20 protein-coding genes are annotated in these 19,808 nt (G+C 74.8%); 11 read left to right on the forward strand and 9 right to left on the reverse strand.

Features of this window, described 5'->3' with window-relative positions; all coding sequences use genetic code 11:
* The first annotated feature begins 1 nt into the window (after position 1).
* From hemL to CLV28_RS04935, 3 genes are read left to right on the forward strand one after another with little or no spacing between them, the layout of a single operon-like run.
* Positions 2-1,342, forward strand: a complete 1,341-nt coding sequence (gene hemL, locus CLV28_RS04925) for a glutamate-1-semialdehyde 2,1-aminomutase (protein WP_170062632.1) — start codon at positions 2-4, stop codon at positions 1,340-1,342.
* 60 nt (positions 1,343-1,402) lie between these two features.
* Positions 1,403-2,320, forward strand: coding sequence for a hypothetical protein (locus CLV28_RS04930; protein ID WP_100422083.1), 918 nt, complete (start codon positions 1,403-1,405; stop codon positions 2,318-2,320).
* Positions 2,321-2,371: 51 nt separating this feature from the next.
* Complete coding sequence (locus tag CLV28_RS04935) at positions 2,372-2,860, forward strand: hypothetical protein (RefSeq protein WP_100422084.1); 489 nt, start codon at positions 2,372-2,374, stop codon at positions 2,858-2,860.
* 16 nt (positions 2,861-2,876) lie between these two features.
* Here CLV28_RS04935 and CLV28_RS04940 read toward each other — a convergent pair whose 3' ends face one another.
* Complete coding sequence (locus CLV28_RS04940; protein WP_170062620.1) at positions 2,877-4,124, reverse strand: sensor histidine kinase; 1,248 nt, start codon at positions 4,122-4,124, stop codon at positions 2,877-2,879.
* 94 nt (positions 4,125-4,218) lie between these two features.
* Here CLV28_RS04940 and CLV28_RS04945 point away from each other — a divergent pair, with 94 nt between their 5' ends.
* Positions 4,219-4,860, forward strand: coding sequence for a response regulator transcription factor (locus CLV28_RS04945; RefSeq protein ID WP_100422425.1), 642 nt, complete (start codon positions 4,219-4,221; stop codon positions 4,858-4,860).
* Here the strand turns inward: CLV28_RS04945 and CLV28_RS04950 are convergent.
* Positions 4,841-6,976 carry an MMPL family transporter gene (locus CLV28_RS04950; protein WP_100422086.1) on the reverse strand — a complete coding sequence of 712 codons (2,136 nt, stop codon included), beginning with the start codon at positions 6,974-6,976 and terminating at the stop codon, positions 4,841-4,843. The two genes, CLV28_RS04945 and CLV28_RS04950, sit on opposite strands and share 20 nt — an antisense overlap.
* A gap of 72 nt (positions 6,977-7,048) precedes the next feature.
* Positions 7,049-7,747, reverse strand: a complete 699-nt coding sequence (locus CLV28_RS04955) for an HdeD family acid-resistance protein (protein WP_157802500.1) — start codon at positions 7,745-7,747, stop codon at positions 7,049-7,051.
* Positions 7,748-7,943: 196 nt separating this feature from the next.
* On the opposite strand from CLV28_RS04955, the gene CLV28_RS04960 reads away from it, so the two are divergent.
* The 5 genes from CLV28_RS04960 (at position 7,944) to CLV28_RS04980 (ending at position 12,496) form a co-directional block, all read left to right on the forward strand.
* On the forward strand, positions 7,944-8,258 hold the full coding sequence (locus CLV28_RS04960; protein ID WP_100422088.1) for a heavy-metal-associated domain-containing protein: 315 nt from the start codon (positions 7,944-7,946) through the stop codon (positions 8,256-8,258).
* A 113-nt stretch (positions 8,259-8,371) separates the two neighbouring features.
* Positions 8,372-8,890, forward strand: coding sequence for a hypothetical protein (locus tag CLV28_RS04965; RefSeq protein ID WP_157802501.1), 519 nt, complete (start codon positions 8,372-8,374; stop codon positions 8,888-8,890).
* Positions 8,891-8,988: 98 nt separating this feature from the next.
* On the forward strand, positions 8,989-9,318 hold the full coding sequence (locus CLV28_RS04970; protein WP_100422090.1) for a metal-sensitive transcriptional regulator: 330 nt from the start codon (positions 8,989-8,991) through the stop codon (positions 9,316-9,318).
* A gap of 76 nt (positions 9,319-9,394) precedes the next feature.
* Complete coding sequence (locus CLV28_RS04975) at positions 9,395-9,775, forward strand: heavy-metal-associated domain-containing protein (RefSeq protein WP_100422091.1); 381 nt, start codon at positions 9,395-9,397, stop codon at positions 9,773-9,775.
* 162 nt (positions 9,776-9,937) lie between these two features.
* Positions 9,938-12,496 (forward strand): heavy metal translocating P-type ATPase, encoded by a 2,559-nt coding sequence (locus tag CLV28_RS04980; protein WP_100422092.1) that lies wholly within the window; start codon positions 9,938-9,940, stop codon positions 12,494-12,496.
* Between the two features lie 155 nt (positions 12,497-12,651).
* Here the strand turns inward: CLV28_RS04980 and CLV28_RS04985 are convergent, their stop codons facing one another.
* Genes CLV28_RS04985 through CLV28_RS15410 form a run of 4 tightly spaced genes read right to left on the reverse strand, consistent with a single transcriptional unit; the run spans position 12,652 to position 15,374 of the window.
* Positions 12,652-13,434: an ABC transporter permease gene (locus CLV28_RS04985; protein WP_100422093.1), complete on the reverse strand. Its 783-nt coding sequence runs from the start codon at positions 13,432-13,434 to the stop codon at positions 12,652-12,654.
* On the reverse strand, positions 13,431-14,393 hold the full coding sequence (locus CLV28_RS04990) for an ABC transporter ATP-binding protein (RefSeq protein ID WP_100422094.1): 963 nt from the start codon (positions 14,391-14,393) through the stop codon (positions 13,431-13,433). Before CLV28_RS04990 ends, CLV28_RS04985 begins: the two co-directional genes overlap by 4 nt.
* Positions 14,390-14,704: a transcriptional regulator gene (locus tag CLV28_RS04995; protein ID WP_100422095.1), complete on the reverse strand. Its 315-nt coding sequence runs from the start codon at positions 14,702-14,704 to the stop codon at positions 14,390-14,392. Before CLV28_RS04995 ends, CLV28_RS04990 begins: the two co-directional genes overlap by 4 nt.
* Complete coding sequence (locus CLV28_RS15410) at positions 14,697-15,374, reverse strand: hypothetical protein (RefSeq protein ID WP_157802502.1); 678 nt, start codon at positions 15,372-15,374, stop codon at positions 14,697-14,699. Before CLV28_RS15410 ends, CLV28_RS04995 begins: the two co-directional genes overlap by 8 nt.
* Positions 15,375-15,639: 265 nt before the next feature.
* Here CLV28_RS15410 and CLV28_RS05005 point away from each other — a divergent pair, with 265 nt between their 5' ends.
* Entirely contained in the window at positions 15,640-16,440 is an 801-nt protein-coding gene (locus CLV28_RS05005; protein ID WP_239073316.1) for a glycerophosphodiester phosphodiesterase, read from the forward strand.
* Positions 16,441-16,645: 205 nt separating this feature from the next.
* Here CLV28_RS05005 and CLV28_RS15415 read toward each other — a convergent pair whose 3' ends face one another.
* A complete protein-coding gene (locus CLV28_RS15415) occupies positions 16,646-17,875 on the reverse strand; it encodes a hypothetical protein (RefSeq protein ID WP_157802503.1) in 1,230 nt (409 codons plus the stop codon).
* Positions 17,876-18,032: 157 nt separating this feature from the next.
* On the opposite strand from CLV28_RS15415, the gene CLV28_RS05015 reads away from it, so the two are divergent.
* Complete coding sequence (locus CLV28_RS05015) at positions 18,033-18,845, forward strand: CPBP family intramembrane glutamic endopeptidase (RefSeq protein WP_100422426.1); 813 nt, start codon at positions 18,033-18,035, stop codon at positions 18,843-18,845.
* A 4-nt stretch (positions 18,846-18,849) separates the two neighbouring features.
* Here CLV28_RS05015 and CLV28_RS05020 read toward each other — a convergent pair whose 3' ends face one another.
* The gene (locus tag CLV28_RS05020; RefSeq protein WP_157802504.1) at positions 18,850-19,761 is read right to left on the reverse strand and encodes an HdeD family acid-resistance protein; all 912 of its coding nucleotides are present in this window, start codon (positions 19,759-19,761) and stop codon (positions 18,850-18,852) included.
* Between the last annotated feature and the right edge of the window lie 47 nt (positions 19,762-19,808).

A 19,808-nucleotide genomic window follows, 5' to 3' on the forward strand; every position in this document is an offset into this window, starting at 1 on the left:
GATGGCCGCGGCCGCCTCGCTCGGCACGAGCCCCGACAACCACAGCGCGTTCGAGCGTGCGCAGCGCGTCCTGCCGGGCGGCGTGAGCTCGCCCGTGCGCGCGTACGGGTCGGTCGGCGGCGACCCGCGGTTCCTGACGTCGGCGCGCGGCGCCTGGGTCACCGACGTCGAGGGTCGCGAGTACGCCGACCTCGTGTGCTCGTGGGGACCCGCGCTGCTGGGTCACGCGCACCCCGAGGTCGTGGCCGCGGTGCAGGACGCCGCAGCCCGCGGTCTGTCGTTCGGTGCACCGACCCTCGCCGAGGTCGAGCTGGGCGAGGAGATCCGCCGCCGCGTGCCCGCGGCCGAGCGGGTGCGCCTCGTCTCGACGGGGACCGAGGCCACGATGACCGCCGTCCGCCTCGCGCGCGGCGTGACCGGCCGGGCGCTGGTCGTGAAGTTCGCGGGCTGCTACCACGGGCACGTCGACGCGCTGCTGGCCGAGGCCGGCTCGGGCGTCGCGACGCTCGCGCTGCCGGGCTCGGCCGGGGTCACCGCGGCGAGCGCCGCCGAGACGCTCGTGCTGCCGTACAACGACCTCGCTGCGCTCGAGGCCGTGTTCGCCGAGCGGGGCAGCGACATCGCCGCCGTGATCACCGAGGCGAGCCCCGCGAACATGGGTGTGGTGCCGCCGCTGCCCGGGTTCAACGCGGGCATCCGCCGCATCACCTCGGCGCACGGCGCGCTCATGATCATGGACGAGGTGCTCACCGGGTTCCGGGTCGGCCCGTCAGGCTGGTGGGGGTACGAGAACCGTGACTCGCTCGACTACACGCCCGACCTCTTCACGTTCGGCAAGGTCGTCGGCGGCGGGATGCCCGTCGCCGCGCTCGGCGGCCCGGCCGCGGTCATGGACCACCTCGCACCGCTCGGCCCCGTCTACCAGGCGGGCACGCTCTCGGGGAACCCCGTCGCCGTGGCCGCGGGCCTCACGACCCTGCGCCTCGCGGACGACGCGGTGTACGCGCGCGTCGACGAGGTGTCCTCGGTCCTGTCGACCGCGCTCGGCGACGCGCTCGACGCCGAGGGCGTGCCGCACGTGATCCAGCGCGCCGGCTCGCTGTTCTCCGCGTTCTTCGGGCCCTCGACCGTGGACGGCGTGCACGACTACGCGGCCGCGCAGGCCCAGGAGACGTTCCGCTACAAGGCCCTGTTCCACGCGATGCTCGACGCCGGGGTCAACCTCCCGCCGTCGGTGTTCGAGGCGTGGTTCGTGAGCGCGGCGCACGACGACGCGGCCGTGGACCGGATCCTCGAGGCGCTGCCGCTGGGCGCGCGGGCGGCGGCGCGCGCCACGGCCTGAGCCGTCCACGGAGCGCACGGCCGGCCCAGACCCTCCACGCCCGGGCCTAGGGTGTCCGACGTGGAGACGATCATGCAGAAGGCACTGCTGCCCGCCATGGTGAAGAACTACCTCGATGGGACGTTCGACCAGGTCGCGGGCTTCGTCGTGCGCGCCGCCGACGCACGCGAGGCGCGCACCCCGGCCGACCTGTTCGACCTGTTCGGCCTCGGGTTCCCCGGGAGCCCCTTCACCCGCGACGCGGAGCACGTCGACATGCTCCTGTACCCGCTGACCGCGCAGCTGCGGCACGAGGACGCGACCGGCGGCGTGGACCAGGAGTCCCGCGCGATCACCGGTGGGCCGTTCGTGGATCGGCCGCCGTTCAACGGGACCGGGTTCACCGCGTGGTCGGGCGGCATCGTCCCGCTGTACTGGCTCGTCTCGTCGCGGGTCCCCCGCGGCAGCGAGATCCATCGCTTCACCCGCGCCGGGACCTCGCGCCTGGTCGCGCGGTACGTCGACGTCGCGACCGGCTGGGTCTCCTGGACCGACGTGGTCGAACCTCCGGGTCCGTACATCTCGCCGTGCACCGGAGCGATCACCGACTATCGGGGCAAGATGTACAGCGCCGACGTCCTCGAGAACGGTCGCGTCGTCCTCGCGGCCGAGGAGTACGCCGGCCCGGGATTCACCTCCACCCCGGCCGGGCGCTGGCGCGCCGAGGTGGATCGCGCCGAGGTCGGCGAGATCTTCGAGCTCTCGATGGTCGGGGTCGTCCAGGGCCTCCCGGTCCGCGTGATCGGACAGTGGACTGTTCAGGACGGCACCCTCATGTACTGGTGCACGTACACGGGGCACGACGCCGACTTCGCCGAGGGCCTGGGCTGGCGCAAGCTCGACGCCGGGGTCTACGACGTGTTCGTGCCCGCAACAGATGTCGACCGGCTCCAGCACATCCAGCTGATCCCGGACGAATGGGCGTTGCCGTCGTCCTGACATCTGGAAGACACCTTCCATGTTTCGCAGGACCCGTGGCATTCTGGCGCGATGCCGGAGAACCTCGCCCGCCGCATACTCGACCAACCCGCCTGGACACGGCCGTCCTACCGCGCGCTGAGCGCCTACGACGGACCGGTCCCGCCGGGCTTCGTCGTGACGGCGGCGATCCCCACGTCCGCGGACATCCGCGTCGCCGCGTCGAACTACGGGGTGCGGTACGTCGTGGCGTTCATGAACCAGACCGCGCGCTACCTCGCGGACTTCACGGACGACCCGACGGGCACCGAGGTCGCGGTGCTCCCGGGGGCCGTGTTCGCCGCGGCCGGGTCGCTGCGTCCTCCGGGCCTCGACTTCGACGTGCTCATCGCGGTCGAGATGCTGCGCGAGCCCGGACCCGAGCCCGAGTGGCCCGCCGAGAACCACCTCATCGAGCAGATGATCCTCGACGACCTCGCGAGCACGGAGCCGTTCGTCAAGCGCGACTGCGCGCGGTTCTCGGGACCGATCGACGTCGAGGTCCCCGACTTCGTCGACTGATCGGGGCGTCGGCGCGTCAGCCGTCCGAGGGCCACGCGGCGGGCACGCGCACCGTGGCGCGCGTCGGGCCGCCCGCGGGGCTCACCAGGTCGAGCGTCCCGTCGAACGCGGCGAGCCGTCGGGCCACGCCCGCCAGGCCGGTGCCGCGGGTCGCGTCGGCACCGCCGGTGCCGTCGTCCGACACCACGACGACGAGGTCCGCGCCGTCCCGGGTCACGTCGACCGACGCGGCGCCGACGCCTGCGTGCTTGGCGACGTTCGCGAGGAGCTCGGCGACCGCGAAGTAGGCCGCGGACTCGACGCTCGGCAGCGGGCGTGCGTCGAGCGCACCGACGACGTCGACGTCGAGGCCGGTCGCGACGGCCTGCGAGCGCACCGCGTCGACGAGCCCCCGGTCGGCGAGCACGGGCGGGTGGATCCCCCGGACGAGGTCGCGCAGCTCCTGCAACGCCGCGGACGACGTCGCGCGGGCGTCCTGCAGGAGCGCGCGGGCGGCCTCGGGGTCCGTGTCGAGGAGGCGCTCGGCCGCGGCGAGCGTCATGCCCGTGGCGACGATCCGCGCCTGGGCGCCGTCGTGCAGGTCGCGCTCGATGCGGCGGACCTCCGACGCCTGGTGGTCGACGGCGTCAGCGCGGGAGCGTGCGAGGTGCTCGACGCGCCGCTCGAGGTCGCGCGCGCGGTGCCCGAGGACGGCACGCACCCACCGGGCGTGCAGGCGCACGAACCACGCGGCGGCGGCGAACCCGCACACCACCTGGACCACGCCGAGCACCGCCGCGATCCCGGCGGCGGTCTGGCTCGTGAGAGGCACGAAGAGGTACCAATTGCCGTCCCACGTGGCGGCGGGCTCCCACAGGCCCAGGAGCACGACGCCCCAGACGCCGTTCGCCACGAGCGCGAGAGGCAGGAGCGCGATCGCCAGCCCGACCACCGGGTCGGCCAGGTGCCACCCGAGGTCGCGCCACGTCGCGCCGTCGCGCAGCGCGGTCCAGGACCAGCGCGCGGCGCCCCGGAACCCCGGGGTCCGCACGGGCTGCGGACCGTACGCCTCGGTCACCTCGACGCCCGACCAGCGCAGCGCGTGCCGCCGCTGCCACCGGGCGTCGCCCCGCACGGCCGCGAGCGCCCCGGGGGCGAGCAGGATCCCGACGCCCAGGAACGACAGGACCACCACGACGAGCGCCCACGCGAGCACGAGGATCTCGAGGATGGCGCGGCCGGCCAGGAGGGTCCCGCGCCAGACGGCGCGTGCGGCGGTGGTCATGGGACCACCCTGCCCGACTTCCGGTGCCGGTGTCGGTGGTGCCTGCACCCGGATCCGGCGGTGCTCGCGCTCGGCGACACCTAGACTCCGGCGCATGCGCGTCGTCCTCGCCGAAGACCAGTACCTGCTGCGCGACGGCCTCGTGCGCTTGCTCGACGCGCACGGCATCGAGGTGGTGGCGGCCGTCGCGCACGGCGACGAGATCGTTCCCGCCGTCGTCGAGCACGCCCCCGACCTGGCCCTGCTCGACGTGCGCCTGCCCCCGTCGTTCACCGACGAGGGCCTGCGTGCCGCCCTGGCGCTGCGCGCCGAGAGGCCGCTGCCGGTCATGATCCTGTCCCAGTACGTCGAGCAGCTGTACGTCGACGAGCTGCTCGCGGGCGGGGGCGCGGGGGTCGGCTACCTGCTCAAGGACCGCGTGTTCGACGACGTCCAGTTCGTCGGCGCGCTGCGCACCGTGCAGGCGGGCGGCACGGTCGTCGACCCCCAGGTGGTCGAGGCGCTCATGGCGCGCCGCACCGCCCAGGGCCGGCTCGACCGCCTCACGCCGCGCGAGCGGGAGGTGCTCGCGACGATGGCGGAGGGCGACGCGAACGCGGCGATCGCGGCGCGACTGTTCGTCACGGAGAAGGCCGTCGCGAAGCACATCAACGCGATCTTCACGAAGCTCGACCTCCCGCCCGCGACGTCGGCGTCGCGCCGCGTCGCCGCCGTGCTCACCTACCTGCGGGGCTGACCTCCGCGCGGCGGGCGCGGACGCCGGGCCACCACAGCCACCGGCGCGCGAGCAGCATGAGCGCGGGCAGCGTCACGAGGCGCACGAGCGTCGCGTCGAGCAGCACGCCGACGGCGAGGCCGATCCCGAGCTGCTTGAGCTCGATGAAGCTCAGCAGGCCGAAGATCGAGAACACCGCGACCATCACGACGGCCGCGCTCGTGACCGCGCCCGCGGTCCCGACGACGCCCGCGCGGATCGCCTCCGCGGCCCCGACCCCCCGCTGCGCGTGCTCGCGGATCCGGCTCACGACGAACACGTGGTAGTCGAGCGAGAGGCCCGAGAGCACCACGAACACCAGGAGCGGGATCCAGGAGACCACGTGCCCGCTCGACGGGAACCCGAGGGCCTCGGCCCACGAGCCCTGCGCCACCGCGGTGAGGATCCCGAAGGTCGCGCCGAGCGACAGGAGGTTCAGCACGACCGTGAGCCCGGCGACCGCGAGCGACCGGAACGCGAGGAGCATCACCCCGAAGGTCAGGGCGAGCACCGCGGCGACGACGACGGGCATGGCCCGCTGGAGGTTGGCCGTGAAGTCGGCGTCCTGCGCCGCCTCGCCCGTGACCCCGACGAAGCTCGCGCCGGTCGCGTCGCGGACCGCGGGGACGTCGTCCGCCCGGACCTGGTCGAGCGGTTCGTCGAGAGGGACGACGGCGGTGCGGCCGTCGTCCGACACCCAGGGGTCCGCCGCGGCGGGCAGGTCGGCGATGCCCGCGAGCAGCGCGTCCTCCTGGCCCGCGGGGACCTGCACGACGAGCTGGACGGCGGACGCCTGCTCGGGGTACGCCGCGACGAGTCGGTCGTACGACTGCATGGTCGACAGGGTGCGCGGGAAGTCGGCGACGGTCGTGTTGTGCAGCGAGATGCCCAGCAGCGGTGCGGCGAGCGCGACGAGGAGCAGGACGGAGCCGACGGCCCAGCGGACCGGGCGCGCCAGCACGCGGCGCTGCAGCGCGGGGACGAACCGGGGCTCGCGGCCCGAGAGCCGGCCCAGCAGCGGGACGCGGGGCGCGTCGACCCAGCGACCGAGGAGCACGAGCATCGCGGGCAGCACGGTGACGGCCGAGACGAGGGCCACGAGCACGACCAGGATCGCGCCGGTCGCGAGCGCGGAGAACGTGGTGTCCCCCGCGACGTACAGCCCGGCCATGGAGAGCGTGACCGCGATCCCGGACACCACGACCGAGTGCCCCGCCGTGCGGGCGGCGATCGCGACCGCGTCGACGTCGCCGGCACCCGCGTGCTTCTCCTCGCGGAACCTGCGCAGGTAGAACAGCGAGTAGTCGACGCCCACGGCGAGGCCCACGAGGACGATGAGGTGCAGCACCATGCCCGGGTCGGGAACCAGGTGCGAGGCGAGCATCCACAGGCCGAGCCCGGACGCGACCGACCCGACGCCGAGCACGAGCGGCACGCCCGCCATGACGATCGCGCCGAACACGACCAGGAGGATCAGGAGCGTCAGGGGGATGCTGAGCCCGGTCGCCTTCTCCAGGTCGGCACCGAGCCACTCGTCGAACTCGACGCCGATCGACGCCGTCCCGACCTCCTCGACGAGGAGGTCGGGGTGGTCGGCCTGGACGTCGGTGACGACGTCCTGCAGCGCGGGGACCTTCGCCTGCGCGTCGTCCGCGGTGCCCACGAGCCGGGCGCTCACGAGGACGGCGGTGCCGTCGTCCGACGGGACGGGTCCGGTCACGGCGGCGACCTCGTCGAGGGCGCCGAGGCCCGTCAGGAGGTCGTCCGCGGCGGCGTCGGCCGCCTGCCCCGCGTCGGACGACGCGGTGAGCGGGCCGCCGTCGGGCGACGTGATCAGGACGTTCTCGACGACCGGGTCGACGTACCCGGCGTCGGCCGCGACCTGCGACGCCCGGCCGGACTCCCCGACGCCGAGGTCGAGGGCCGTCGCGTCGCGCGGGCCCACCGCCGTGCCGACCCCGAAGGTGAGGGCGACCACGAGCGCCCACAGGCCGATGGCCGTCCACCGGTGGGTCGCGCTCCACAGGGCGACGCGTTCGACGAGGGGCGTGCGCCGGGCCGGTGGGGCGACGCGCGGGGGTTCGAGTGTCTGGACCATGAGTCCATCGTTCGTTCCCCGCGCGCCGCCGTCAGTGGTGCAGGCACCACGATCGTGGCGGGCGCGACACGACTACTCGTCGATCGGCTTGCCCTCGATCACGATCTCGCCCTCGATGACCTCGCCCTGGCGGGACGACCCCGGCCCGGTCGCGCCGGGACCGGCGGCGCCGAACACGCCCGCGGCGTGCTCGGGGTGCTTGCCGAGGTCGCGCAGCCGGAAGCCGAGCACGATCAGCACGATCCCGGTCACGACCGCGAAGATGCCGACGATCACCGCGAGCACGCTCACGGTCTGGCTCGGCTTGACGACGCAGGTGACGGCCAGCGCGATGAGCAGCACACCGCTGATCGCGCCCCAGATCCACGACCCGCCCTGCGCACGCCGCACGCCGAGGCTCACGACGAGCTGGAACGCGCCGATCACGAACGCCCACAGCGCGATGAGCAGCAGGACGACGCCGATCGCGACGTTGGGCAGCAGCACGAGCACGAGGCCGAACCCGAGCCCGAGCACGCCGAGGGTCGTGTTGAACGTGCCGGCCGCGGTGCCCTTGCGACGGATCCCGTCGATCAGGTTCACGAGGCCGTCGACCATGACGAACACGCCGAACACCTGCACGAGCGCGCGCGAGGTGTCGATGGGCGCGAAGATCGCGACGAGGCCAAACAGCGCGGTCAGGACGCCGCGCACGACCGGCCAGTACCAGACGCTCTGCGCGAGCTGTCCGAAGTTCGCCGGCATCGGCGGTCGTGGTGCGGTGCTGCTCATGGGGGTCCTTCCTCCTGTGCCGGACGGCGTCGCGGCTCCGTGCCCATCATCGTGGATCGCCCCATCATCGCGCGTCCGAGCCATGGTGCGGTGTCGGCGCGCGCGGGCCGGACGCGCCGTCCCGACCGCGCGTCGTCCGGCAGGTTCCCGCCCCGGTGCCTACCGTGGTCGGGGGACACCGACCGGGAGGACCGTCATGACGACCGTCACCACGCTGCACGTCCAGGGCATCACCGGGATCGACGACGTCGCGCGGGTCCGTGCCGCGCTCGAGGGGGTCGCGGGCACGCAGGAGGTCGCGGTCGAGCTCCGGGCGGGCCGCCCCGCCCAGGTGCGGGTCCACTCGCACGGCCTGCTCGACGACGTCGCGCTGCGGGCCGCGGTCGAGGACGCCGGGCTCACGGTGGCCGCGGTCGACGTCGCGCCCGACGCCGAGGCGCTCGAGCGTGCCACGCAGGCCGCCGCGATGCAGGCCGCCCACGACTCCGCGGTACGCGCCGGGGGCGCCTGAGCACCGTCCACAGGGCGCCGGGGAGTTCTCCCCCTACCGGAGGCGCGGGTTCGTGCGATGCTGCATCCCATGTCTCGTGAGCGTCGACGACCTCCCGTCGTGGGGGGATGACGATGGCACCGAGGTCGCCGTCCGAGCTCGCGGCCTGGCAGGCCCGCCGCTGGGGGCGCGTGGACGACCTCATGACGGTGTACCTCCTCGGGTGCGTCGCGGTGCAGATCCTGCTCGTCGTCGTCGTCGCGCCGATCCTCGGTGCGACGGTGGGCAGCGACGCCATGTCGCAGGTCCCCGGGATCGCGCTCGTCCGCTGGCTCGCCTGGCCCCCGGCGCTCCTCTTCGCTTGGATCGTCTGGCTCGTGCTCCCGCTGCCCCGGGTCTTGCGTCCGTCGCGGACCACCGCGACCGTCCGGCGTCCGGCGTTCGGGCGCGGGCTCGTCCTGCTGTACGGCGCGGTGGGCCTCGTGGTCACCGCGGGGCAGTCCGTGCTCTTCACCTCCGAGGACGGCGGCCCCGTCGCCTCGGGCTGGGTCGCGGTCGTCATGCTGGTCCTGCTCGGGGTCCTCGTGCTGCGGATCGTCCTCGGCGGCCTCCGCCTCCTGCCCCGTGCGTGGCGGGTCGCCCCCGCCGCCTGACCTGCCACGGCGGCCTCGGCCGCGAGGCCCGCTTGACCCAGGTACCCCAGGGGGGTACCTTCGAGATACCCCCACCGGGTATCACGAAGGAGCCTGCCATGACCGACCCCACCGCGAGCGGCATCGCTGACGAGACCCCCGCGCCCCCGCACGGGTACACGCCCGACAAGGACGCGTACCTCAAGCGCATGCGCCGCATCGAGGGCCAGGTTCGCGGCATCGCCCGGATGATCGAGGACGACACCTACTGCATCGACGTCCTCACGCAGGTCTCCGCCGTGACCAAGGCGCTCCAGGCCGTGAGCATCGGCCTCGTCGAGGACCACCTCGGCCACTGCGTCGTCAGCGCGGCGCGCAGCTCCGAGGCCGAGGGCGCCGCGAAGGTCAAGGAGGCCGCCGACGCGATCTCCCGCCTCGTGCGCAGCTGACCACGCGCCGTCCGGCACTGCCCGCACTGCCCGGCACCCACGACCACTCGCACCACCCGCATCCACAGGAGAACCCATGACCACCGTCACCACCCTCGGCATCACCGGCATGACGTGCGGCGCGTGCGTCGAGCACGTCACGAGCGACCTCGGCCAGGTGGCCGGCGTCGAGAGCGTGAGCGTCGAGCTGCGCGTCGGGCAGGCCTCGCGCGTGACCGTCACGTCCGACGACCCGCTCGACGAGGCCGAGCTCCGGGAGGCCGTCGACGAGTCCGGCTACGGGCTCGCGTCCCTCGCCGTGCAGGTCGACGCCGAGTCCGCGCAGGCCGCGGCCCAGGCCGCCGAGCGCGAGGCCGCCGAGGCCGCCGGCGGCGGGTGCTGCGGCGGCGGGTGCTGCGGCGGCGACGCGTCGGCACCGGAGCCCGTCACGTACGACCCGCGCATCCCCCGCGGCTGAGCACCGCGCCGAGCACCGCGCGCGCCAGACACTGCGCGCCGAGCACGGGCCTAGGCACACCGACACGCGTGCCGCGTGTGCCCAACCCCGTGCTCGGCGGTGAACAGCACCCACCGTGAACGGCACCCACCCTGAACGGCACCCACACCCACGGAGGCCACCATGAGCAGCACCAACACCGGCAGCACCCCCGCCGGCACCCGCGAGCCCGACGCCCCGGCAGCACCCCTCGCCGAGGTCGAGCTCGCGGTCGACGGCATGACCTGCGCGTCGTGCGTCGCCCGCGTCGAGAAGAAGCTCGGCAAGGTCCCCGGCGTCACGGCGACCGTCAATCTCCCGCTCGAGTCCGCGCACGTCGTCCTCACGCAGGACGTGTCGGACGACGCGCTGCGGGCCGCCGTCGCGAGCGCCGGCTACACCGCACGGGTCACCCGTCGGCGCACGACCCGGCCCGCCACCGACGCCGCGGCAGGACCGCGCGGCCACGCGGCGTCCGACCACAAGGGCACCGACCACACGAGCCCTGACCACGCCGGCATGGACCCCGCCGAGCATGCGCTCTCGGGCCACTCGATGGCCGAGGGGCACGTCATGGTCGAGGGCGAGGACACCTCCGCCCCGACGCCCGACCGCGGGGCCGACCTCAAGCGGCGCCTCGTCGTCTCCGCCGTGCTCGCGACCCCCGTGGTGCTGCTCTCGATGGTCCCGGCCCTCCAGTTCGACGGCTGGCAGTGGGTCGTCGCGGCGCTCGCCCTGCCGGTCGTGGTGTGGGGCGCGTGGCCGTTCCACGCGGCCGCGTTCCGGGCGGCCCGGCACGGCGCGTCCACCATGGACACGCTCGTGTCGATCGGCGTGATCGCCGCGACCCTGTGGTCGCTGTGGGCGCTGCTGCTCGGCGGCGCGGGCGAAATCGGCATGCAGATGCAGTTCACGCTGCTGCCCTCGCGCGAGCACCACGGCACGCCCGAGCTGTACTTCGAGGTCGCGGTCGTCGTCACGACGTTCCTGCTCGCGGGCCGCTGGGCCGAGCACCGGTCACGGCGCCGCGCGGGCGACGCGCTGCGCGCCCTGCTGGCGCTCGGCGCCAAGGACGCCGAGCGCGTGCTCGTCGACGCCGACGGCGACCCCCGCCGCGACGGCGGCCGCCTCGTGACCGAGCAGGTGCCCGTCGCCGCGCTCGCCGAGGGCGACCTGTTCACGGTGCGACCCGGCGCGACCGTCGCGACCGACGGCGTGGTCGTCGAGGGCACGAGCGCGGTCGACACCTCGCTCCTGACGGGCGAGCCCGTGCCCGTCGACGTGAGCCCGGGCGACGACGTGACGGGCGCGACCGTCAACACGTCGGGCCACCTGCTCGTCCGCGCGACCCGCGTGGGCGAGGAGACGACGCTCGCGCGCATCGGACGCCTCGTGACGCAGGCGCAGACCGGCAAGGCGCCCGTGCAGCGGCTCGCCGACCGCATCTCGGCGGTGTTCGTGCCGATCGTGCTCGCGATCGCGGTGCTGACGCTCGCCGGCTGGCTCGTCGCGGGCGCGGACGTCGCGTTCGCGTTCACCGCCGCCGTGGCCGTGCTGATCATCGCGTGCCCGTGCGCGCTCGGCCTCGCGACCCCGACCGCGCTGCTCGTCGGCACCGGCCGCGGCGCGCAGCTCGGCGTGCTCATCAAGGGCCCCGAGGTGCTCGAGTCCACGCGCCGCGTCGACACGATCGTGCTCGACAAGACCGGCACCGTGACGCAGCGGCGCATGGCGCTCGAGACCGTCGTCGCGGCCCCCGGCTCCGCCGAGGACGACGTCCTCGCGCACGCCGCCGTCGTCGAGGCCCTGAGCGAGCACCCCATCGCGCAGGCCGTCGCGGCCGCGGGGGCGTCGTCCGACACCTCCGACGCACCGCACGACGCCGGCGCCGACGGCGTCACCGTCGGCTCGCTCCAGGCGTTCGACTTCCGGTCGAGCGCGGGCGGCGGCGTCGAGGCCGTCGTGCGCCGTGCGCACGCCGGCCTCGGCACCGGCACCGACCTCGGGTCCCGACGCGTCGTCGTCGGTCAGCTCGCCTGGATCGGCGAGCAGGGCCTGACCGTCCCCACCGAGGTGTCGGACGCCGTCCGCGACGCCGAGTCGTCCGGCGCCACCGCCGTCGTGGCCGGGTGGGACGGCGCCGCGCGCGGCGTGCTCGTGCTGCGCGACCCCGTCAACGACACCTCCGCCGAGGCCGTCGCCGAGCTGACCGCGCTCGGACTGCGCCCCATCCTGCTCACGGGCGACTCCGAGGGCTCCGCGCTGACCGCGGCACGCGCCGTCGGGATCCCCGACGACGACGTGATCTCGCGCGTCCTGCCGCAGGACAAGGTCGACGTCGTCGCCCGCCTGCGCGCCGAGGGCAAGGTCGTCGCGATGGTCGGCGACGGCGTCAACGACGCCGCGGCGCTCGCGGGTGCCGACCTCGGCCTCGCGATGGGCACCGGCACGGACGTCGCGATCGAGGCGTCCGACATCACGCTCGTGCGGGGCGACCTGCGCTCCGCGGCGACCGCGATCCGGCTCTCGCGCCGAACGCTGCGCGTGATCAAGCAGAACCTGTTCTGGGCGTTCGCGTACAACGTGGCGGCGATCCCGCTCGCCGCGGCCGGGCTGCTCAACCCGATGATCGCGGGCGCCGCGATGGCGGCGAGCTCGGTCATCGTGGTCGGTAACTCGCTGCGCCTGCGCCGGGCCGGCTGACCCGGCCGGCGATCCTGCACCGCCAACCCCGCCCCCCCTGCCGACCCGGCGATCCTGCACCGCCGAACCGGCGATCGTTGTCGGTCCGAGGCTCGAGATCGACCACGATCGCCGGTTCGGCGCGAAAAAGGGGAGGCGCAGAGGGGGCGGGGCCGTCAGCGGAACCGGCGGCCCTCGTCACGCCGGTACGCCGCCACGGCGAGAGCCGCGAACACCGCCGCCCAGCCGATCAGCACGACCCACGCGTACGCGTAGGCGGGCTCGCCCGTGAGGGTCTGCACGAGCACGTCGCGCGCGGCCCGGGTGGGGGTGAGCTCCGAGACCGTGTCGAGCCACGCAGGGAACAGGAACGGCGGCAGGAACAGCCCGCCGGCGAACGCGAGCGGGAACAGGATCACCTGGACCACGGGCAGCGCGGCCTTGGCGGGGAGCGAGTACCCGACGGCGAGGCCGAGCAGCGTGAACGGGACGGCGACGACGACGAGCGTCACGACCCCGACCAGGAGCTGGATCGCGCTCGGCGCGGCGGCGGTGAACAGCCACCCGATGAGCACGACCGGCACCACGCCGAACAGCGAGAAGATCATGCCGTTGACGATCCGCCCGACCATGCGCGGCAGCGGTCCCGCGGGCAGGGCCCGCACGAACGGGTCGAACGGCTGCTGCCGGTCCTCCGCGACACCGACCCCGTAGCTGAACAGGCACGCGGAGCACACCGCGAACAGGCTCAGGGACGCGACCGCGACGGTCGACTGCAGCGGGTCGCCCGCGACGGCGTCCTGCGGCACCACGAAGAAGAACATCGCGAGCGCCGGGAACACGAGGTTGCCGATCACGGCGATGGGCACGCGCACGGTCTCGAGGAACTGGAACCGGACGTGCAGCAGGCAGAGCGTGAGCACGCCCGGGCGGGCGGCCGTGGTCGTGGCGGCGCTCATCGGGCGCTCCTCTCGTCGGTCCGGACGGCGTCGTGCGCGACCATCTGCTCGAACGCCTCCTCGAGCGACGCCCCGCGGATCTCGAGGCCGTGGAACGGCGTGCCGGAGGTCACGAGCTCGCGCACGAGCGCGTCGGCGTCGGGGGTGTAGAGCTCCCACCGGGGGTCGCCCGCGGTGCCGGGGTCGGCGACGCGCTCGGCCCGCACGACCCCGGGCAGGGCGTCGAGCGGGGCGTCGCTGCGCACCAGGACGCGCCGCAGCGCGACCTGCGCGAGGGCGGTCTCGAGCGGGGCGTCGGCGCGCACGACCCCGCGGTCGATCACGACGACGCGTTGCGCGAGCTCCTGCACCTCCTCGAGGTAGTGGCTCGTCAGGAGCACCGTGCCGCCGTCCGCGTGGTATTCGCGGATCGCGGCCCACAGCGCCTGGCGCGCCCCGACGTCGAGCCCTGTCGTCGGCTCGTCGAGCAGGACGACGCGCGGCCGGCCGACGAGCGACAGCGCGACGGCGAGGCGACGCTTCTGGCCGCCCGAGAGCGACCCGGTCTGCCGCTTCGCGAGGTCGGCGAGGCCGAACCGGTCGAGCAGCTCGGCGGTGGGCACGCGCGACGGGTAGTGCCGGCCGACGAACTCGACGACCTCCCCGACGCGCAGCGTCGGCGGCAGCCCGGTCTCCTGCGGGGTGAGACCGAGCGGCACGCGGCTCGCGGCGTCGCGCGGGTCGCCGCCGCCCAGGCGCACGGTCCCGGCGTCGGGTCGGCGCTGCCCGGACACGAGCGACAGGAGCGTCGACTTGCCCGCCCCGTTCGGCCCGAGCATGCCGACGAGCTCGCCCGGCCCGACGCTCAGCGACACGTCGTCGAGCGCCGTGACGTCGCCGAACCGCTTGGTCACGCGGTCGACCTCGACCAGCGTCGGTCCGGCCCGGCGGGCTGCTGCCCCACCTGGTCCCTCGGTCATCGTCCTGCCCCTCCCAGGAGTGCGGTGATGGTCTCGGTGTACTGCTCGAACGCACGACGACCTCGGGCCGTGAGCTCGACGTAGGTGGCGGGGGTCCGCCCCTCGTGGGTCTTGTGGACGACGACGTAGCCGGCGTCCTCGAGCTTGCGCAGGTGCGTCGAGAGGTTGCCCGCCGTCATGTCGAGCAGCGTCTGCAGCCGCGGGAACGAGAGTTTGTCGCCCGGGACGAGCGCCGCGAGGGTCGCGACGACGCGCAGCCGGGACGCGGCGTGGATGACCGGGTCGAGGCCCGGGCCGCCGGGCTCAGCCACCGGTCGCCGCCCGGCGCCGGGCGGCGCGCACCTCGGCGCCAGCCATGACGAGGAACCCGCCGCCGGCGGCGGTCGCGAGCAGGAGGTAGCTGCCGGGGTAGCCGACGTAGGGCGAGACCGCGCCGACGAGCAGGATCCATGCGCCGAGCACGTAGACGCGGCGGTCGCCCCAGACGAGGGCGGTCAGGAAGTAGAGCATGCCGACCACGAGGCACGACATCGCGTTGGCCGCGAGGCCCACGACGTCGGGGCTCGCGCCGGCCGTGGCGAGGCCGCCGAGCGTGACCGACATCGCGGTGAACGCGATCCCCCAGGCGATCCCGTACAGGGTGCCGACCTGCGCGCTCGGCCCGGCAATCCCCCGGCTGCGGCGCGTGGTGTGCACGACGGTCGTCGCGATGGCCGCGAGCACGAGCGTGCCGAACAGGACAAAGGCCCACGCCCCGGCGGCCGAGTCGGCGTTGTCGACGCTGAACCACAGCGCGCCGTAGCCGACGAGCCACGCGACGCCCCAGGTGCCGTAGACGACGCGGCCGTCCGGGGTGAGGTCGCGCGCGCGGTCCTGCTGCGCGCGGATGAGCCGCAGGCTCTCGGCCGGGTCGAGCGCGGCGTCGTCCTGCGGCGCCGGGCCGGTCCCGTCGCCCGTCGTGCGTCGTGCGTCGTCGATCATCGTGCGTTCCCCCTCGGATCGCGGTCGCCCGCCGTCGTCGGCGGGTAACTTTGCGCTGCAAACTACTTTGCAAGTAGACCACCGTGGCGCTCACCGCGCAAGGGGCGGCCGCCCGCCGTCCGCCCGGGGGTCGCCCGGTGAACCTTCGCCGAACACTCCTCCCGAACCCCCCGCGACCCCTCCCCCGCAGGGCGCGCGCTGCCTACGGTGTGCTCGCCCGGCCTCGCCAGGGGCCGGCGCGCGACCTCACCCAAGGAGCCGCACCGTGACCGCCGTCGTCGCCCACCGGGGCAACTCGTCCGTTGCTCCCCAGAACACCCTCGCCGCCTTCGAGTCCGCCTGGCGGGCCGGGGCCGACATGATCGAGCTCGACCTGCGGCTCACGCGCGACGGCGAGGTCGTCGTGATCCACGACGCGACCGTCGACGCCACGACCGACGGCTCGGGCCGCGTCACCGTGCTCGACCGCCGCGCCGTGCGCTCGCTCGACGCGGGCACCTCCTTCGCGAGCGCCTACGCCGGTCAGCGCGTGCCGACGTTCGCCGAGGTCGTCGCGTTCCTCGCCGACCGGCCCGGCCTGCGGCTGCTCGTCGAGCTCAAGGGCGAGTGGACCCCGAGCGAGGTGCGGCTCGTCGCCGGGCCGCTCGCCGTCGCGGGGCTCACCTCGCGCGTCGTGGCGCAGAGCTTCTCGCGCGCGACCGTCGCCGCGCTGCGGGACGCCGCGCCCGCCGTCCGCCGCGGCCTGCTGCTCGCCGACGTTCCCGCCGACCTCGGCTCGGCGTGCGCGAGCCTCGGCGTCCACGCCTGCAACCCGCACGGGATCCTGCTCGCGCAGCAGCCCCGGCTGCTCGACGACCTGCACGCCGCCGGCATCCAGGTCATGGTGTGGACGCTCGACGAGCCCGACGAGTGGGCGTGGGCCGTCGAGCAGGGCGTCGACGCGATCATCACCGACCGCCCCGACCGCCTCGTGGGCTGGCTCGCCGGGCGGGGCCACGCTCCCCTCGGCCGCGAGCGCCGGGGGTCGGACGTCGCGGCCGGCGTCCGCCTGCACGCGCACGCCTGAGCCCGGTCGTCGGACGGCGCGGGGCCGGGCGGGTCGTCAAGCCGGGCACGCGTCGGACGGCGCGGGGCCGGGCGGGTCGTCAAGCCGGGCACGCGTCGGACGGCGCGGGGCCGGGCACGCCGTCGGGCCGGCACGATCGTCAAGGGCACGCTCCGGGCGCGCTCGTCCGTGGCGCGCTCGCCGAGCTCCCGCTCGCGGGTGCTCGTCAGGGGGCGGCGAGGACGCCCGTGGCCGCCGCGCTCGGCGAGCCCGTGCTCGACGGCGCGGGTGTCGGCCCGGCGCCGTCCTGCTCGACGTCGCCGGAGCCCGAACCGTCGGTCCCGGTCTCCGCACCGGAACCGTCGGTGCCCGTGTCGGTCCCGGTGCCCGAGCCGTCGGTGCCCGTGTCGGTGCCGGTGCCGTCGGTGCCGGTGTCCGTGCCCGTGTCCGTCCCGGTGCCGTCAGTTCCGGAGCCGTCGGTGCCGGTGTCCGTGCCCGTGTCAGTGCCGTCCGTTCCGGTGCCGTCGGTGCCCGTGTCCGTCCCGGTCCCGTCCGTCCCGGTGCCCGAGCCGTCCTCGACGGCCGGGTCGTCGCCGGCCGGGGCCTCGTCGGCAGGAGCCTCGTCGGCGGGCACCTCGCCGGCCGGGGCGTCGTCGATCGGCGTCTCGTCGACCGACGCGCTGCGGTTCACGACGTGCGAGATGCTCGACCCCGAGCCCTCGGTGCCGTTCAGCACGTCGGTGAGCGGCTTGCCGACGACCATCTCGAAGGCCGTGATGCCCGCGAGGATCACGCCGAACACCGCGAGACAGGCGACGACGAGCCGGCGTCGCGTGCGCCGGCGCGGCGCGCCGTCCTCGGGATCCCCCACGCCGTCCGCACCGTCGGCACCCTCCGCGCCGTCCGCACCGTCGGCCCCCCGGCCCGCTGCGCCCGCGGGACCGACGCCGCCCGCGCCGTCCGACGCCGCCGCGAGGTCGAGGTCGTCGAGGCCCGGCAGCACGCCCTGGACCGCGGTCGGCGAGGTCGAGAAGTCCGCGGTCTCGACCGTCACGCCGTCGATCCTGACGGTCTCGACCGACCCGTCGGCCTGGCCCGTGAGCGCCGCGTCGACCGCGACGTCGAGCACGGTCGTGCCGCCCGCCCGGCGCGCACCCGTGACGCGCACGGGCCGCACGGCCTTGACGGTGCGGTGCGCGCGCAGGATCGAGCGCGTGTAGAAGTAGTTGCCCAGCACGGTCAGCACCGACGCGATGCCGGCACCGATGATCGTGCCCGCGACCCCGAGGTACGACAGCGCGAGGGTCGAGCTGACCGCCGCGAGCGCGCTCGCGGTGATCTGGATCCCGCTGAGCCGTGGCGGCTCGGGCGTGCCCTTGTCGTCGTCCGCGGGCGCGACCGGGTCCGGCGTGCCCGTGGGGCGCGCCGGCTGCGGGGGTCGCTGCACGGTGGTCACGGGCCAAGGCTAGGTACCCGATCCGGACACCTCCTGGGTGCGCGGGGACCGATCTCGGGCGGACTTGTGCGGATCTCGTGAGAGGCCCGCCCAGCGGCGTCCGAGGCCCCGGTGCTATAACCGGGTGGTGCCCGACGACGCCCCCTCCCCCGGTCCCGTGCCCGCCGTCGGGCGGGCGCCCGGGTCGCGCCCGGGGACGCTCACGGGCGAGCCCCGCCGCCGCGTCACCGCGGAGATCTGGATCGTCCTCGGGCTGAGCCTCGGGCAGTCGGCGGTGTACGCGCTCGTGAACATCGTCGCCCGGCTCTCGGCACAGACGCCGCTCGCCGAGCAGTCGACCCAGCTCAACCCGACGCGCTCGCCGCGCCCGTACCTCGACCTGACGTACCAGCTGCTCGGCATCGGTTTCGCGCTCGTGCCCGTCGCGCTCGCGCTGTACCTGCTCGCGGGCCGTGGGCGTTCGGTGCGCGCCGCGCTCGGCCTCGACGCGAGCCGCCCGGGGCGCGACATCGCGTGGGGGTTCGCCCTCGCGGCGGCGATCGGCATCCCGGGGCTCGGCTTCTACCTGCTCGGGCGCGCGATCGGCATCACGGTCGAGGTCCAGGCGTCGGGGCTCGACGCGTACTGGTGGACCGTGCCCGTGCTGATCCTCTCGGCCCTCCAGAACGCGCTGCTCGAGGAGGTGATCGTCGTCGGCTACCTGTACGAGCGGCTCACCGACCTGCGCTGGTCGCGCGTGAGGTTCGTCGTCGCGAGCTCGCTGCTTCGCGGCTCGTACCACCTGTACCAGGGCATCGGCCCCGCGATCGGCAACGTCGTCATGGGCGTCGTCTTCTCGTGGTTCTACACCTCGCGCTGGGGACGACGCCGCGTGCTGCCGCTCGTCGTCGCGCACACGCTCCTCGACGTGGTCGCGTTCGTCGGGTACGCGCTGCTGCCCGAGGGCGCGAAGGACTGGCTCGGGCTCTGAGCCGTCAGGCGCCCGGACCGCGCCCGGGCTCGCTGCCGGACGGCGCGGGGCCCGGTTCCGTCGTCGATCCGGCGTCGGGCGTCGGGCCGGAGGTCGGGTCGGTCAAAGGACCGGTGCTCGACCCGTCCGGAGCGGTGGTCCGTGCCGGACCGGGAGCGTCCGTCGTCCGCACCTCCTCGACGGGCGTCGGCTCCGGGGTCACCTTCCGGTCCGGCGCCGCCGCGACCCTCGGCTGCTCGACCACGGGCGCGTCGGCCGCCGCCCCGAGCACGGACCCGCCGGTCACGACGACGCCCGCGGCCTCGGCCTGCGCGCGCAGGTCGCGCAGCTCGACCGCGATCGAACGGACCGCGAAGCCCGAGACCACGAGGATCGCGCCCATGACCACGGCGTACAGGCTCACGACGACGCACACGAACACGAGGCCCGAGTCGGCGAGCCGCTGCGTCAGGAGCGTCAGCCCGAACACGGTCGACACGACGCCGAGCACGAGCATCCACGACGCGGCGAGGTCACGGTTGCGACCCAGGAACGCGGCCCCCACGATCGCCGTGATGCCGAGCACGAGGATCCAGCACACCGCGACGTAGTAGATCGCGGTGGGCGTGATCGAGGGCCACAGCACGAACGTCGCGGCGAACACGACGTCGACCGCGGCCTGCACGAGCCACCACACCGAGCCGAGCTGCTTGCGCTGCACCGCACCCTGGAGCGCGAGCAGCAGCCCGTCGACGAGCAGGAACCCGCCGAGGATCCACGGCACCGCGTCGAGGGTCTGGAACGGGTCGAGCAGCAGCACGAGCCCGAGCACCACGAGCACGAGCCCGCGCAGCACGGGCATCCACCACACGCGCCGGAACGCGCGCGGCGTCGGTGCGGGGTCGGCCGCCGGGGAGTGCCCTCGTTCGCGTGCCATCGTCGCCACCGTCCTGTCGTCGCGGGTCCGACGCCACCGGGCGCCGT

The organism is Sediminihabitans luteus (genome assembly GCF_002797595.1).
GTDB lineage: Bacteria > Actinomycetota > Actinomycetes > Actinomycetales > Cellulomonadaceae > Paraoerskovia > Paraoerskovia lutea.